At 51.1% G+C, this 14,320-nt stretch carries 14 protein-coding genes; 7 read left to right on the plus strand and 7 right to left on the minus strand.

Annotated elements, in window-relative coordinates:
* Position 1 precedes the first annotated feature (1 nt).
* From lptA to AB8804_RS20200, 5 genes are read right to left on the minus strand one after another with little or no spacing between them, the layout of a single operon-like run.
* A complete protein-coding gene (gene lptA, locus AB8804_RS20180; protein WP_371189713.1) occupies positions 2 to 550 on the minus strand; it encodes a lipopolysaccharide ABC transporter substrate-binding protein LptA in 549 nt (182 codons plus the stop codon).
* The gene (lptC, locus tag AB8804_RS20185) at positions 519 to 1,094 is read right to left on the minus strand and encodes an LPS export ABC transporter periplasmic protein LptC (RefSeq protein ID WP_371189714.1); all 576 of its coding nucleotides are present in this window, start codon (positions 1,092 to 1,094) and stop codon (positions 519 to 521) included. Before lptC ends, lptA begins: the two co-directional genes overlap by 32 nt.
* Positions 1,091 to 1,657 carry a 3-deoxy-manno-octulosonate-8-phosphatase KdsC gene (gene kdsC, locus AB8804_RS20190; RefSeq protein WP_371189715.1) on the minus strand — a complete coding sequence of 189 codons (567 nt, stop codon included), beginning with the start codon at positions 1,655 to 1,657 and terminating at the stop codon, positions 1,091 to 1,093. The genes lptC and kdsC overlap by 4 nt, the downstream gene beginning before the upstream one ends.
* A 14-nt stretch (positions 1,658 to 1,671) precedes the next feature.
* The gene (gene kdsD, locus AB8804_RS20195) at positions 1,672 to 2,658 is read right to left on the minus strand and encodes an arabinose-5-phosphate isomerase KdsD (RefSeq protein WP_371189716.1); all 987 of its coding nucleotides are present in this window, start codon (positions 2,656 to 2,658) and stop codon (positions 1,672 to 1,674) included.
* 13 nt (positions 2,659 to 2,671) lie between these two features.
* Entirely contained in the window at positions 2,672 to 3,649 is a 978-nt protein-coding gene (locus AB8804_RS20200) for a calcium/sodium antiporter (RefSeq protein ID WP_371189717.1), read from the minus strand.
* A 226-nt stretch (positions 3,650 to 3,875) separates the two neighbouring features.
* Here AB8804_RS20200 and mlaF point away from each other — a divergent pair, with 226 nt between their 5' ends.
* The 7 genes from mlaF (at position 3,876) to murA (ending at position 8,668) form a co-directional block, all read left to right on the plus strand.
* Entirely contained in the window at positions 3,876 to 4,688 is an 813-nt protein-coding gene (gene mlaF / locus AB8804_RS20205; protein WP_371189718.1) for a phospholipid ABC transporter ATP-binding protein MlaF, read from the plus strand.
* Positions 4,689 to 4,695: 7 nt separating this feature from the next.
* Positions 4,696 to 5,478 carry a lipid asymmetry maintenance ABC transporter permease subunit MlaE gene (gene mlaE, locus AB8804_RS20210; protein ID WP_371189719.1) on the plus strand — a complete coding sequence of 261 codons (783 nt, stop codon included), beginning with the start codon at positions 4,696 to 4,698 and terminating at the stop codon, positions 5,476 to 5,478.
* Positions 5,479 to 5,482: 4 nt separating this feature from the next.
* Positions 5,483 to 6,031, plus strand: a complete 549-nt coding sequence (mlaD, locus tag AB8804_RS20215; protein WP_371189720.1) for an outer membrane lipid asymmetry maintenance protein MlaD — start codon at positions 5,483 to 5,485, stop codon at positions 6,029 to 6,031.
* Between the two features lie 18 nt (positions 6,032 to 6,049).
* Positions 6,050 to 6,685: a phospholipid-binding protein MlaC gene (gene mlaC, locus AB8804_RS20220; protein ID WP_371189721.1), complete on the plus strand. Its 636-nt coding sequence runs from the start codon at positions 6,050 to 6,052 to the stop codon at positions 6,683 to 6,685.
* On the plus strand, positions 6,685 to 6,978 hold the full coding sequence (mlaB, locus tag AB8804_RS20225) for a lipid asymmetry maintenance protein MlaB (protein WP_371189722.1): 294 nt from the start codon (positions 6,685 to 6,687) through the stop codon (positions 6,976 to 6,978). Before mlaC ends, mlaB begins: the two co-directional genes overlap by 1 nt.
* 126 nt (positions 6,979 to 7,104) lie before the next feature.
* Positions 7,105 to 7,359: a BolA family iron metabolism protein IbaG gene (gene ibaG, locus AB8804_RS20230; RefSeq protein ID WP_014071941.1), complete on the plus strand. Its 255-nt coding sequence runs from the start codon at positions 7,105 to 7,107 to the stop codon at positions 7,357 to 7,359.
* 49 nt (positions 7,360 to 7,408) lie between these two features.
* Entirely contained in the window at positions 7,409 to 8,668 is a 1,260-nt protein-coding gene (gene murA, locus AB8804_RS20235) for a UDP-N-acetylglucosamine 1-carboxyvinyltransferase (protein WP_371189723.1), read from the plus strand.
* A 38-nt stretch (positions 8,669 to 8,706) separates the two neighbouring features.
* Here murA and AB8804_RS20240 read toward each other — a convergent pair whose 3' ends face one another.
* Together AB8804_RS20240 and AB8804_RS20245 are read right to left on the minus strand one after the other, a co-directional pair.
* Positions 8,707 to 13,725, minus strand: coding sequence for a hypothetical protein (locus AB8804_RS20240; RefSeq protein WP_371189724.1), 5,019 nt, complete (start codon positions 13,723 to 13,725; stop codon positions 8,707 to 8,709).
* A gap of 15 nt (positions 13,726 to 13,740) precedes the next feature.
* Positions 13,741 to 14,286: a hypothetical protein gene (locus AB8804_RS20245; protein WP_371189725.1), complete on the minus strand. Its 546-nt coding sequence runs from the start codon at positions 14,284 to 14,286 to the stop codon at positions 13,741 to 13,743.
* Positions 14,287 to 14,320 lie beyond the last annotated feature (34 nt).

Here is a 14,320-nt window from a genome sequence, read left to right on the forward strand (position 1 = left end):
ATTAGTTACTCTTCTTCTGTGCCGGGGCCTGGCTTTTGTCCTGCAGCTGAGACGGAACAAGCACGGTAGTGACGCGTTTGCCTTTCTCGCTGGACGCCTGCATTTTCTGCTCTTTCACCAGGTAGGTGATTTTGTCGCCGGTAATGTTGCTGTCCAGCTGTTCCAGATAGGCGTTACCGGTCAGGATGACGAGATCTTTCGCCAGCTCGTAGTGCATGTGCGACGCGCGGCCTTTGACCGGCTTGCCGTTATCCTGCATTTGGTAGAAGGTTGCAGGATTGCCATAGCCATCAATGATCTCTTTACCCTGCTCGCCGCCAGGGCGGGTCACCACCACTTTATCGGCGTTGATTTTGATCGTGCCCTGGGTCATCACGACGTTGCCGGTAAAGGTGACAACGTTGCCCTGCATATCAAGCGACTGCGCGTCGGATTCGATATGGATTGGCTGCTCGGTATCACCCGTCACAGCCAGCGCGGGAAGGCTGGCCGCCAGCAGCGCGCTGGCCATAACAACTTTAAGGCTGAGTTTGTTTGTTTTGAATTTCATAAGAGGTTCTAACCTTTTCAATCAGCTCGGCGTTTTTGCTGCGTAAGTTCCCGCGCATTTTCATACCGCTGGAATTAAATGTGGTGCCGTACAGGGTCACCAGATCCTGTGACGTCACGTCCTGGGTCACCAGGTTTATCTGGGCGTTATCCGTCGTGATTTTGCGCAGCTGTGCGTCAGGGGTCAGGGCGTTGACTTCAACATGGCCATACAGATAAAGCATACGGTCATTCGTTAATTTTGCTTTGTCAGCCTTGATCGACCACGTTGGGACTTTGTCGGTATCAAAGGTGGTCATGATCGGCTGGGTAAACCATGACACGCTGTCGTCCGAGAAATATTCAACGTGCTGCGCAATCAGGCGATAGTTCAGCGCGCCTTCCGGGCTGTAAACCACGGTGTCGCTATGATCGCTTTTATAGGTTGGGTCGCTGGTGTTGACGACTTCCGCTTGATTATCGTCACGGTCAGCGAGGTTGACGCCAATCAGTATCAGTGCGACAAGCGTTAGCAGAATGATAACCCAACGTCTGGTTTTACTCATATCGATTGCCCTTTGGCCTCATCAAGCTTGCCCTGCGCCAGCAGCAGCAGATCGCAGACTTCGCGGACGGCACCGCGTCCGCCGTGAATGTGGGTAACATAGTCAGCGCGCGGGATCAGCAGCGGATGCGCGTCGGCAACGGCGATACTTAGCCCCACTTCTGCCATCACCGGCCAGTCGATCAGGTCATCTCCCACGTAGGCAACGTTTTCTGGAGCAGCGGCCAGTTTTGCCAGCAAATCCCTGAATGCCGCCATCTTGTCAGATTGCCCCTGATACAGATGGGTGATGCCCAGCGTTTCACAGCGGTCTTCTACCAGTTTAGCTTTTCGACCGGTGATGATGGCAACTTCGATACCGGACGTCAGCGCGCAGCGAATGCCGTAGCCGTCGCGCACGTTAAAGGCCTTGAGCTCTTCGCCGTTGTTGCCCATGTAAATCAGGCCATCGGAGAGCACGCCATCCACATCGAGGATCAGGAGACGGATCTTTTCCGCCTTTGCCATCATGTCGGCGCTCACCGGGCCGTAACAGGTTGCAAGGGATGCACCCGCATTACTCATTGTCTTATCCTTCATTACACTACGCCTGCGCGCAGCAGATCATGCATATGTACCACACCCAGCAGTTGGTCGCCATCGGCAACCATCACCGAGGTGATATGACGGGACTGCATCAGGTTCAGCACGTCCACCGCCAGCGTGCCGGGACGGACGCGGATACCGCCGGAAGTCATCACGTCGGCGATGCCTAACGTGCGCACGTCAACGCCCATATCGAACACGCGGCGCAAGTCGCCGTCGGTGAAAATGCCCTGAATTTTCATCAGGTCGTCGCAGATAACCGTCATGCCCAGATTTTTACGGGTGATCTCCAGCAGCGCGTCGCGCAGGGAGGCCTCTTTGCTGACGTGAGGGATCTCATCGCCCGTGTGCATAATATCGTTAACCCGCAGCAGCAGCTTGCGCCCAAGCGCGCCGCCAGGGTGGGAAAGCGCGAAATCTTCCGGGGTGAAGCCCCGGGCTTCCAGCAGCGCCACGGCGAGCGCATCGCCCATCACCAGCGCGGCGGTGGTGCTGGAGGTTGGGGCCAGGCCCAGCGGGCAGGCTTCTTTCGGCACTTTGACGCACAGATGAATATCCGCCGCGCGCGCCATGCTGCTTTCCGGGCGGCTGGTCATGCAAATCAGCGGAACGTGCAGTCGCTTTAGGACCGGGATCAGCGCCAGGATTTCGTTGGACTCGCCGGAGTTTGACAGGGCGATAACCACGTCCTGCGGCGTCACCATTCCCAGGTCGCCGTGCGCGGCTTCACCGGGGTGCACGAAGAACGACGACGTCCCGGTGCTGGCGAAGGTGGCCGCCATTTTGCGTCCAATGTGGCCGGATTTGCCCATCCCCATCACCACGACTTTACCCGCACAGTGGAATATCTTCTCACAGGCCAGGCTGAAATCCTGATTAATATACTGATCTAACTGCGCCAGACCTTCACGTTCAATCTCCAGAACCTCTTTACCCGCTTTCTGAAAGTCAAAACCCGGCTGCAATTCTATTTGCGACATAATGCGTTTCCGTTTACCCAGAGAGAAGAGGCGAGAGCCAGTAGAGCATCGCCATCCATACGATAAAACCACCCGTCAGCAGCGCGCCTGCGCCTTTGCCGATCTGCCTTTTACGCCGCCAGCAGAGCAGGGCGAAAATCACGCTGACCAGCAGCATTACCCCGTAATCGCGCGAGAAAGCCAGCGGATTAAACGCGCCTGGCGAGATCAGGGCGGGTAGGCCCGTCACGATGGCAATGTTGAAAATGTTGGAGCCGATGATGGTGCCAATGGCGATATCGTCTTCGCCCTTGCGCGCGCCCGCGATGGCGGTAGCCAGCTCCGGCAGGCTGGTGCCGATGGCGATCACCGTCAGGCCAATCGTCAGCTCGCTCATGGCGAAGTAGTTTGCCAGCACCGTCGCGTTATCCACCACCATGCGCGTTGCCATCGGCATAATGATGAGCGCGACGCCGAGCCAGAGCAGGGCAACGGGCAATGTTCCTTCCCGCGGAAGTTCAGCCACATGCTCGCGCGTGAGGCTATCGCTGCCCTCTTTTTCAGCCAGGCTTGCTATCTTAACGCTGTACAACAGCCAAACTACGGCCAGCGCCAGCAGGAAAATGCCATCCCCCACGCTGAGGACGCCATCATACAATACGCAGCCCGCCAGCAGGCTTACGATCAACATTAGCGGCAATTCACGGCGCAGAACATCAGAATGCACGCGAAATGGATGCAGCAGCGCCGCCAGGCCTAAAATGAGCAGAATATTGACGATGTTAGAGCCAATCCCGGTACCGATAGCGAGATCGACCTGCCCGTGAAGCGATGCCGACACTGACACAATGATTTCGGGAAGGGAGGTTCCCACGCTGACAACCGTCATGCCAATGATGACGGGCGGCATGCCGATCAGGCGGCACAATATTGATGCTGCAAATACCAGTCGGTCAGCACTGTAGACCACCAAAAGTAAACCTATTATTAACAGTGCTGTCGCTAAAAGCATCAAAAGTCCTTTCTTCAGGTATACTCGCCGGTCCACCACGCTGATTGTGTGGCGCTGTATACTGTCTGAGACGTAACGTATTCCTAATTTTGACTTTATGCGCCGGAAAAGTAAAACAAATGCCAGCTTTCGCTAACCTCGATAGCGATTATTCTGTAAAAATATCCGGTTTAGGGCTGATTTAAGCGTCATGCTTAACGTGTACCTGGTAAGAAAGGAACTATAAATGAGCCAAACGACGGCGAATTTGGTCGATGTCCGTGGTGTCAGCTTTTCTCGCGGCAACCGATTGATATTTGATGATATTTCGTTGACCGTTCCCCGTGGCAAGATCACTGCCATCATGGGGCCATCAGGGATCGGTAAAACAACGCTGCTACGCCTTATTGGTGGTCAAATTCCACCCGATAGCGGCGAAATTCTCTTCGACGGTGAAGACGTGCCGAAGATGTCCCGCTCGCGCCTGTATACCGTGCGCAAACGCATGAGCATGCTGTTTCAGTCCGGGGCGCTGTTCACCGATATGAACGTTTTTGACAACGTGGCTTACCCGCTGCGCGAGCACACCAGCTTGCCGCCCGCGCTGCTAAAAAGCACGGTGATGATGAAGCTTGAAGCGGTTGGCCTGCGGGGAGCCGCAAAGCTGATGCCGTCTGAGCTCTCCGGCGGTATGGCCCGCCGCGCGGCGCTGGCGCGTGCGATAGCGCTTGAGCCGGATTTAATCATGTTCGACGAACCGTTCGTCGGGCAAGATCCGATCACAATGGGCGTTCTGGTGAAGCTCATTTCTGAACTCAACAGCGCGCTCGGCGTGACGTGCGTCGTTGTTTCTCACGACGTGCCGGAAGTGTTGAGCATCGCAGATTACGCCTACATTGTGGCAGATAAAAAGATCGTCGCGCACGGGAGCGCTCAGGCGCTGCAGGAAAATGGCGATCCGCGCGTGCGGCAGTTCCTGGACGGCATTGCGGATGGTCCCGTACCGTTCCGCTATCCTTCCGGCGACTATCGCGACGATTTACTGGGAATAGGGAGTTAAGCCACTCATGCTGTTAAATGCGTTGGCCGCTCTCGGACACCGTGGCATAAAAACCACCAGGACGTTCGGGCGAGCCGGATTGATGTTGTTCAACGCGCTGGTTGGCAAGCCAGAATTTCGCAAGCATGCGCCTTTGCTGGTGCGTCAGCTCTACAACGTCGGCGTGCTGTCGATGGTGATTATCATCGTTTCGGGTCTGTTCATTGGTATGGTGCTTGGCCTGCAGGGCTATCTTGTCCTGACGACCTACAGCGCTGAGACCAGCCTCGGCATGCTGGTGGCGCTTTCTCTGCTGCGCGAGCTGGGGCCGGTTGTGGCCGCGCTGCTGTTTGCCGGACGCGCCGGATCGGCGCTAACGGCGGAAATTGGCCTGATGCGCGCGACCGAGCAGCTCTCCAGCATGGAGATGATGGCCGTCGACCCGCTGCGCCGCGTCATTTCACCGCGCTTCTGGGCCGGGGTTATTTCGCTGCCGCTGCTGACGATCCTCTTTGTGGCCGTGGGAATATGGGGCGGCTCGCTGGTGGGCGTTCACTGGAAAGGTATTGATGCCGGGTTCTTTTGGTCTGCCATGCAGGACGCTATCGACCTGCGGATGGACCTGATTAACTGCCTGATTAAGAGCGTGGTCTTTGCCATCACGGTGACCTGGATCGCACTGTTTAATGGTTACGATGCGATCCCTACGTCGGCAGGCATTAGCCGCGCAACTACGCGTACTGTTGTTCATTCGTCGCTGGCCGTTCTGGGCCTGGATTTTGTGCTCACCGCACTGATGTTTGGGAATTGAGTTCATGCAAACGAGAAAAAATGAAATTTGGGTCGGCGTGTTCCTGCTGCTGGCACTGCTGGCAGCGCTGTTTATCTGCCTGAGAGCGGCGGATATCACCTCTGTCCGCACTGAGCCAACCTATCGCGTTTACGCGACCTTCGACAATATTGGCGGCCTGAAGGCGCGCTCGCCCGTGCGCATTGGCGGCGTGGTCATCGGGCGCGTAGCGGACATCACCCTGGATGAGAAAACCTATCTGCCGCGCGTGGCGATGGACATCGAGGAGCGCTACAACCACATTCCCGATACCAGTTCGCTCTCTATCCGCACGTCGGGCCTGCTGGGGGAACAATATCTGGCGCTTAACGTCGGTTTTGAAGACCCGGAGCTGGGAACGACTATCCTTAAAGACGGTAGCGTGATTCAGGATACAAAATCCGCCATGGTGCTGGAGGACATGATTGGTCAGTTCCTTTACAACAGTAAAGGGGATGATAAAAAATCTGATGATGCCCCGGCACAGAATGAAGGTCATAGCAACGCCGCACCGGCCCCTGGTGCGACAAATTAATTTCAGGAGAAGTGATTCATGTTTAAACGACTGTTAATGGTTGCCATGTTGGTCATTGCCCCTCTCACCGCGGCGCACGCTGCGGATCAGAGCAACCCGTACAAGCTGATGAATGAGGCCGCGAAGAAAACCTTCGACCGTCTTAAAAACGAACAGCCTCAAATTCGCGCTAATCCTGATTATCTGCGCGATGTGGTTGACCAGGAGCTGCTGCCGTACGTGCAGATCAAATATGCCGGCGCGCTGGTGCTGGGCCGCTACTATAAAGACGCCACCCCGGCGCAGCGCGAAGCTTACTTCGCCGCGTTCCGTGAATACCTGAAGCAGGCTTACGGCCAGGCGCTGGCGATGTACCACGGCCAGACTTACCAGATTGCCCCTGAGCAGCCGCTGGGCGACGCTACTATCGTGCCGATTCGCGTGACGATTATCGATCCAAACGGCCGTCCGCCGGTTCGTCTGGACTTCCAGTGGCGTAAAAACAGCCAGACCGGCAACTGGCAGGCGTATGACATGATTGCAGAAGGCGTCAGCATGATCACCACCAAGCAAAATGAGTGGAGCGATCTGCTGCGTACCAAAGGGATCGATGGCCTGACCGCGCAGCTGCAGTCCATCTCTCGTCAGAAAATTTCCCTGGACGAGAAAAAGTAATGTCTCAGCAGCTTAGCTGGTCTCGCGAGGGAGATGCTCTAAAGCTCTCTGGCGAACTCGATCAGGACCTGCTGAATCCTCTGTGGGATAAACGCCACGAGGCAATGCAGGGCGTCAGCGTGATTGATCTGAATGGCGTCACGCGGGTGGATACGGCGGGCGTTGCGCTGCTGGCCCACCTGGTCGATGTGGGGAAAACGCAGGGGATGCGCGTCACGCTCTTAGGGGCGAGCGACAACGTCGTAACCCTTGCGCAGCTCTATAATTTGCCGCAGGACATTTTGCCGCGCTAATTTTTTCAGTGCGTTACTTCTGAAAGCCCCGATTGTTTTCGCGTCGGGGCTTTTTGATTGTTTAAGACAACGTCACTTTGCTCTAAGATGTTGAGCTTGTTTTCACTATCAGATGAATTTGAACCCATGGAAAATAATGAAATCCAGGCAGTGCTGATGAATGCACTCTCCCTTCAGGAAGCCCACGTCTCAGGCGATGGCAGTCACTTCCAGGTTATTGCTGTGGGTGAGATCTTCGACGGAATGAGTCGCGTGAAGAAGCAGCAGGCTGTTTACGCGCCGCTGATGGAATACATTGCGGATAACCGCATCCACGCCCTGTCGATTAAAGCGTTTACGCCGCAAGAGTGGGCACGCGATCGCAAACTAAACGGTTTTTGAGCCGGGGGCTGAAGCCCACGGCACGGTTGAATTATAAGAGAGTAATCAGATGGACAAATTTCGTGTACAGGGGCCGACGCGCCTCCAGGGCGAAGTCACAATTTCTGGCGCTAAAAACGCCGCGCTGCCAATCCTTTTTGCTGCGCTGCTCGCCGAAGAGCCGGTAGAGATCCAGAACGTACCGAAGCTGAAAGATATCGACACGACCATGAAGTTGCTGACTCAGCTGGGTACCAAAGTTGAGCGCAACGGTTCCGTCTGGATCGACGCCAGCAAGGTAAATAATTTTTCTGCGCCCTATGACCTGGTGAAAACCATGCGTGCATCCATCTGGGCGCTTGGCCCGCTGGTGGCGCGTTTTGGTCAGGGTCAGGTTTCCCTGCCGGGCGGCTGCGCGATTGGCGCGCGTCCGGTCGATCTGCACATCTTTGGCTTAGAGAAGCTGGGCGCAGAGATCAAGCTGGAAGAAGGTTATGTTAAGGCGTCCGTGAACGGCCGTCTGAAAGGCGCGCACATCGTCATGGACAAAGTGAGCGTGGGCGCAACCGTGACCATTATGTCGGCGGCGACGCTGGCAGAAGGCACGACGATTATTGAAAACGCCGCGCGCGAGCCGGAGATCGTGGACACCGCGAACTTCCTCGTGGCGCTGGGCGCGAAAATCACCGGGCAGGGAACCGACCGTATCACCATCGAAGGCGTTGAGCGCCTGGGTGGCGGCGTGTACCGCGTGCTGCCGGACCGCATCGAGACCGGTACGTTCCTGGTCGCGGCGGCCATCTCCTGCGGTAAAATCACCTGCCGCAACGCGCAGCCGGATACGCTTGACGCCGTGCTGGCGAAGCTGCGTGACGCGGGCGCCGACATTGAAATCGGTGAAGACTGGATTAGCCTGGACATGCACGGCAACCGTCCTAAAGCGGTAAACGTGCGTACGGCACCGCATCCGGCCTTCCCGACGGATATGCAGGCGCAGTTCACCCTGCTAAACCTTGTCGCGGAAGGGACGGGCTTCATTACGGAAACGATTTTCGAAAACCGTTTTATGCATGTTCCTGAACTGATCCGTATGGGCGCGCATGCGGAGATCGAAAGCAACACCGTTATTTGCCATGGCGTTGAAAAACTGTCCGGCGCGCAGGTAATGGCGACCGATCTGCGTGCGTCTGCAAGCCTGGTGCTGGCGGGCTGTATTGCGGAAGGGACAACGGTGGTGGATCGTATTTATCACATCGATCGTGGCTACGAGCGCATTGAAGACAAGCTGCGCGCGCTGGGTGCGAATATCGAGCGCGTGAAGGGCGAGTAAGTGTTAAAAAGCTCCCGCGTGTGCGGGAGCTTTCATATTTATTGCGGAGTAGTCAGTTGATAGTGACTGTATTCATTTCGATGAATGTTTCCCGTCATGCCTGTGCCGCCTTCACTGTCGCCAAAAGCTGCCATCGCATCAATTAACTGATTAAGTTGTGCGGTTTCTGAAGATGCACTCAAGACAGTCTCTGAACGAACAGGGCTATTAGATAACAACGTCCTTTCTTGTACACCTGCCGGTTGCCCAGACCTCAGCACATCATTCTTAGCCAGCGTTTCGGCCACAAATTCCGGCAAATCTTCCATTGTGACTTTTTTATCTTCAAACTGGATTTCAAGTCGTCGGCTGTATTGGCTGTAGAAATAGCCATCAATGGTTATTGTGTCTTCGTCTCGGTAGGCATTGATGACCAAGGAACTTCCTTTCTTTTCCATAGAAACATAGTTGACGTATGCTCCTTCAAGGACCAACGTATTTACACCATCGGTATCGCGCTCGATGACAGTGTCCTTTCCATGTCCTTTATAGAATTTATATGCGTCACTTCCGTTACCACCGGAGAGGGAATCGTCACCTAAACCCCCGTCCAGAGTGTCGTCACCATCGTAACCGTAGAGATAGTCGTTGCCACCGTAGCCGTAAAGCGCGTCGTTGTTGTTCCAGCCGGAAAGGGTGTTAGCCGTATCGGTGCCATAGAGCTGAAAACCGTAGGCATTTAACTCGTCCATAGAAATGGTTCGATCATCGAAGCGAAGTTCGAAGCGAGTACAATCCGCATTAATGAAAAAGTCGTCAATGGAAACAGCATCGTCTGCGCCGTAGGCCTGAATGACGAGTTTATTACCTTCTCTGTTCATCACCAGCTGGGAAGATTGTGCTCCTTCGAAGACAAGCGTATTAACGTCTGACGTGGACCTATCGTTAAGGCTGTCCTTACCGTGACCGGCCCTGAAGATATAGGTGTCGTTACCTTTTTCGCCGCACAACCGATCGTCCCCCTCACCCCCATCCAGCATATCGTTACCTTCTTGACCGAAAAGGGCATCGTTACCGGCAAAGCCATAGATAGAGTCATCACCACTCCAGCCGACAAGACTGTTATTATTTTTGTCGGTACCATAGACCAGGAAACCGGAGGCGTGCAGCTCGTCCATGGAAATAGTCCGGTCATCGAAGACCAGTTCGTAGCGTGTATAGTTAGCGCTATAGAAGTAGTCGGAAAGCGTAACCGTATCGTCCGTACCAAAGGCCTGGATAACGAGAGTATTATTCTCTCTTTTCATCAGCAGTTGAGAAGATTGTGCGCCTTGGAAGATCAACCGATTAATCTCGCTGGTGGAATTTTCGAAGACAGTATCGTGGCCATGGCCGATCTGGAAAATATAGGTGTCATTACCTTTCCCACCTTCCATTTTATCGTCACCTGCACCCCCGTCCAGCAGATCGTTCCCCTCCTTACCGCCAAGAGCATCGTTACCGGCAAAGCCATAGATAGAGTCATCACCGCTCCAGCCGACAAGACTGTTATTATTGTTGTCGGTACCATAGACCAGGAAACCGGAGGCGTGCAGCTCGTCCATGGAAATAGTCCGGTCATCGAAGACCAGTTCGTAGCGGGTATAATTATCGCTGTAGAAGTAGTTGGAAAGGGTAACCGTATCGTCCGTACCAAAGGCCTGGATAACGAGAGTATTGTTCTCTCTTTTCATCAGCAGTTGAGAAGATTGTGCGCCTTCGAAGATCAACCGATTAATCTCGCTGGTGGAATTTTCGGAGACAGTATCGTGGCCATGACCGGTCTGGAAAATATAGGTGTCATTACCTTTCCCACCTTCCATTTTATCGTCACCTGCACCCCCGTCCAGCAGATCGTTCCCCTCCTTACCGGAAAGAGCATCGTTACCGGCAAAGCCATAGATGGAGTCATCACCGCTCCAGCCGACAAGACTGTTATTATTTTGGTCGGTACCATAGACCAGGAAACCGGAGGCGTGCAGCTCGTCCATGGAGACAGTCCGGTCATCGAAGACCAGTTCGTAGCGCGTACAGTCAGCATGGTAGAAATAGTTGGAAAGGGTAACCGTATCGTCCGTACCAAAGGCCTGGATTACGAGAGTATTGTTCTCTCTTTTCATCAGCAGCTGAGAAGATTGTGCGCCTTCGAAGATCAACCGATTAATCTCGCTGGTGGAATTTTCGGAGACAGTATCGTGGCCATGACCGGTCTGGAAAATATAGGTGTCATTACCTTTCCCTCCTTCCATTTTATCATCCCCTGCACCCCCGTTCAGCAGATCGTTCCCCTCCTTACCGGAAAGAGTGTCGTTACCGGCAAAACCATAGATGGAGTCATCACCGCTCCAGCCAACAAGACCATTATTTTGGTCGGTACCATAGACCAGGAAACCGGAGGCGTATAGCTCTTCCATAGAAATCGTCCGGTCATCGAAGACCAGTTCGTAGCGGGTATAGTTATCGCTGTAGAAGTAGTTGGAAAGGGTAACCGTATCGTCCGTACCAAAGGCCTGAATGACGAGAGTATTGTTCTCTCTTTTCATCAGCAGCTGAGAAGATTGTGCGCCTTCAAAGATCAACCGGTTAATAGCGCTGGCGGAATTATCGGTGACAATATCGTGACCGTGATCAGTGCGGAAGATATAGGTGTCGGTATCGCTGCCCCCCTCGAGGGTGTCGTTGCCGGTGCCACCGATAAGAATGTCCTGGCCTTGATCTCCGCTGAGGGTGTCGTTGCCCAATCCGCCGATGAGGGTATCATCGCCTACATCCCCGCTGAGGCTGTCATCACCGTCACCGCCATCAAGGTAGTCGTTTCCTTCATAGCCTCTGATATTGTCCTTACCTCCTTTACCCCAAAATGAATCATCTTTGCTAGTACCACTCAATGAGTTATTCTGATCATCACCCATAAACGTGGTCTCTGGGGTTACAGTTAGTACATCACGTTCATTAGATAATTCCATATTCTTCTCGATGCAATAATAAGCAATGTTGCTTACGGCACAGTATCGGTCATAGTCGGTATTTTTTAACTCCGCAAGGTGGGTATTGAATTGGCTAAAGTCGATTTTAAAGCCCGTCGCTTCCTCATTGAAAGTAACAGCTATATATGAAAACTCTTTCTTAAAAAGTGTTTGTGCTAGTAACAACGACTCTATGTGAGTGGCGAGTTTACTATATTCATCTTGCAGGATTTTAGCAGCGTTTGCATTAGGAGTGTCGCGATTATCAGTCTTGTTAAGATACTTTTCTCCAATTGCTGCTTCTAGCACTTCCAGTTTACGGGCGTCAAAATGTTTTCCACGGCTATTTGGTACGGTATCACTTACACCTGACCAAGTAAAAAGAATCTCATCTATTAAGTTGTTTTCATGAGCTCCGACAGGATCTAAAATGAATTCAAGTATTAATTTTCTTAAGGTACTGTTATTTGACATAGCAATATGCAAATTAGTCATGTTGCCTGTGCCGCGAATAAATGGTAAGTCGCGCACATTATTATCAATAATGTTATTTCCAATATATTGTGAACGATTTTTATCAAGCTGAAACCAAACATCAGAAGATGAGGTGGTAATACCATTATCCCAAGTCACAGTACTTTGCTGGGAATGCGTGTTTCCCTGTTGATCAATGGATTGACGATCAATATAATCTGTTGAAATGGATACTAATCCTAATTCATTTAATGAAAAAAGTTCGCCTTCATCTACTTTCGCATTGCTATTTTTATCTTGCCAAATTTGAAGGTTATCCCAAATGATATCCTTGTTGTTTATTAAGTTGTCGTTATTTGTATCTAATTCCCTAAGAGCAACATAACCATTTGATGCATTTGTCCCATCAGATAGTATTGTATTATTTCCGAATAACTCTTTACCTGTATCAATTTTTCCATCATGATTGCGATCAAGTACAAGTAAGCCATCGTCAGCACTTACCCAGCCGGTGTTTTCTGCGAACTGATTATCATCATGATCGAAGAATACATTTTTTTCCAGCGATAATGTTTCGATGCCATCCCCATCCAGATCGATAATGATAGGATCTCCGGCAGTATTTTCCGCATCAATAAGCGAAGGGTAAGTGTAATTATCCCAGAAACCGCTGGCAAGCATATCATCAATAAGCGCATCGAGAGGAAGGTTTAGGGATTTTAAAGCATCAATGGGTATTGACTCGCCTTCAGAGAGTTGCTTCATCATATCTGATGTTGCGAGTAGGTTTTGCAAGTAATAGCTCTGAAACTCCTGCATCCAGGCTGGTAAAGAAGTGTTTTCACCAAAGTAGTTAAACAGCTCCGAGAATGCGTTTGCAGCGACGTTGCCAGCGACCAAACCATTCAAAATGGCTCCCAGAAAGTCACCGAGAAATGTGGTATTGTTTTCACCACTATCGAACCAGCCAGATATTGCGTCCCAGGCGCCCGATGTTGTTCTATTGAGGAAGTCAATTAAGTCCAGAGATGTTTCTGCTAAGCCAAAATCGTAAATCTTTCCGTCATAATTGAATGATAAATCAGCAGTAACAGGAACCGAATACTTAGCAATTTTCGAAGAGATTATATCAGAAACCGCAGTTCCAGTAGATAAATCTATAGGGCAAATTCCACTCGCAAAACCATTTATGCTCCCTGCTACCCCAAAAGGTGATTGAACGCCATCGAGAAAGTTTATGCCGCCGCTTTGCAAAATAGCATCTGCGGCCTTTGTGCAGTTATAATCATTGTTACTATCTGTATCAGGTAATAAGTCATATGTCGGAACGGTTGTTGTAAAGTCATTGATGGCGGATGTCATTGCTTGATATTGTTTTTGATCAATATCAAACGTTATTGATTCAGAATGATTTCTTGTTTTAAGATAATCTTCCTTATCAATTACACCTTCTACATTAAAATACTCCATTCCATTTTTTGGAGAGAAACCAAAATGAATATCTTTTTCGCCCGGTGCCTTCAATACAAGCCATGTATGAACGATTCCATGACCATTACAAAATTGCGCGTCGTTCTTAACGGTAACTGAGTATGACATCTCTAATCCACTCCATTATTTTGTGCCAGTGATAGGTTTAAAAGCCAGCATGAGATCTTTATATTCATTGCTATCAGAATAAAGTTCAGACCTTACTGCATAGGTGCCCGTGTCTACTATCTTTACAGAAGGAAGTGTCAACCCTTCCCAATTTGTATCATTTAAACCGAAATATTCTTTATGCAGACTTTTTTCATAGCTAACGTCAGTTGGTATTAATAATTTGTATATAATTTCACCTTTTGGCATGTTATAAACAATAATTGTTCCTTTTACGTGAGTTTCAAAAAAACTCGAAATACTATCGGTTTCTTCAAACATTTTTTGAGCGTGTTCTTTAGATGTTTCTTCGAGAATATAAGGATTTTTCTTTGGGACTAATAAAGCGAGGCTATAACCATGTTCAAAAACTTTATCTACTTTTACCACAAAATGTTGCACAGGTAAGCCATACCATTCTTTATTTGGGGGTTCCGTGACTTTATTCACACGTGCAATACATGGTTTTATGATAATTAACATCACCAGAAAAAACATTGATAATAATGATCTATAGTTCATGATTTATTTACGTTGTTTATGTGTTCTATTTATT

This window comes from Enterobacter sp. KBR-315C3_2022 (assembly GCF_041399425.1).
Classification (GTDB): domain Bacteria; phylum Pseudomonadota; class Gammaproteobacteria; order Enterobacterales; family Enterobacteriaceae; genus Enterobacter.

Coding starts and splice junctions, on each gene's coding strand:
- lptA (WP_371189713.1), bottom strand. CDS start 550: ATGAAATTCAAAACAAACAAACTCAGCCTTAAAGTTGTTATGGCCAGC.
- lptC (WP_371189714.1), bottom strand. CDS start 1,094: ATGAGTAAAACCAGACGTTGGGTTATCATTCTGCTAACGCTTGTCGCA.
- kdsC (WP_371189715.1), bottom strand. CDS start 1,657: ATGAGTAATGCGGGTGCATCCCTTGCAACCTGTTACGGCCCGGTGAGC.
- kdsD (WP_371189716.1), bottom strand. CDS start 2,658: ATGTCGCAAATAGAATTGCAGCCGGGTTTTGACTTTCAGAAAGCGGGT.
- AB8804_RS20200 (WP_371189717.1), bottom strand. CDS start 3,649: ATGCTTTTAGCGACAGCACTGTTAATAATAGGTTTACTTTTGGTGGTC.
- mlaF (WP_371189718.1), top strand. CDS start 3,876: ATGAGCCAAACGACGGCGAATTTGGTCGATGTCCGTGGTGTCAGCTTT.
- mlaE (WP_371189719.1), top strand. CDS start 4,696: ATGCTGTTAAATGCGTTGGCCGCTCTCGGACACCGTGGCATAAAAACC.
- mlaD (WP_371189720.1), top strand. CDS start 5,483: ATGCAAACGAGAAAAAATGAAATTTGGGTCGGCGTGTTCCTGCTGCTG.
- mlaC (WP_371189721.1), top strand. CDS start 6,050: ATGTTTAAACGACTGTTAATGGTTGCCATGTTGGTCATTGCCCCTCTC.
- mlaB (WP_371189722.1), top strand. CDS start 6,685: ATGTCTCAGCAGCTTAGCTGGTCTCGCGAGGGAGATGCTCTAAAGCTC.
- ibaG (WP_014071941.1), top strand. CDS start 7,105: ATGGAAAATAATGAAATCCAGGCAGTGCTGATGAATGCACTCTCCCTT.
- murA (WP_371189723.1), top strand. CDS start 7,409: ATGGACAAATTTCGTGTACAGGGGCCGACGCGCCTCCAGGGCGAAGTC.
- AB8804_RS20240 (WP_371189724.1), bottom strand. CDS start 13,725: ATGTCATACTCAGTTACCGTTAAGAACGACGCGCAATTTTGTAATGGT.
- AB8804_RS20245 (WP_371189725.1), bottom strand. CDS start 14,286: ATGAACTATAGATCATTATTATCAATGTTTTTTCTGGTGATGTTAATT.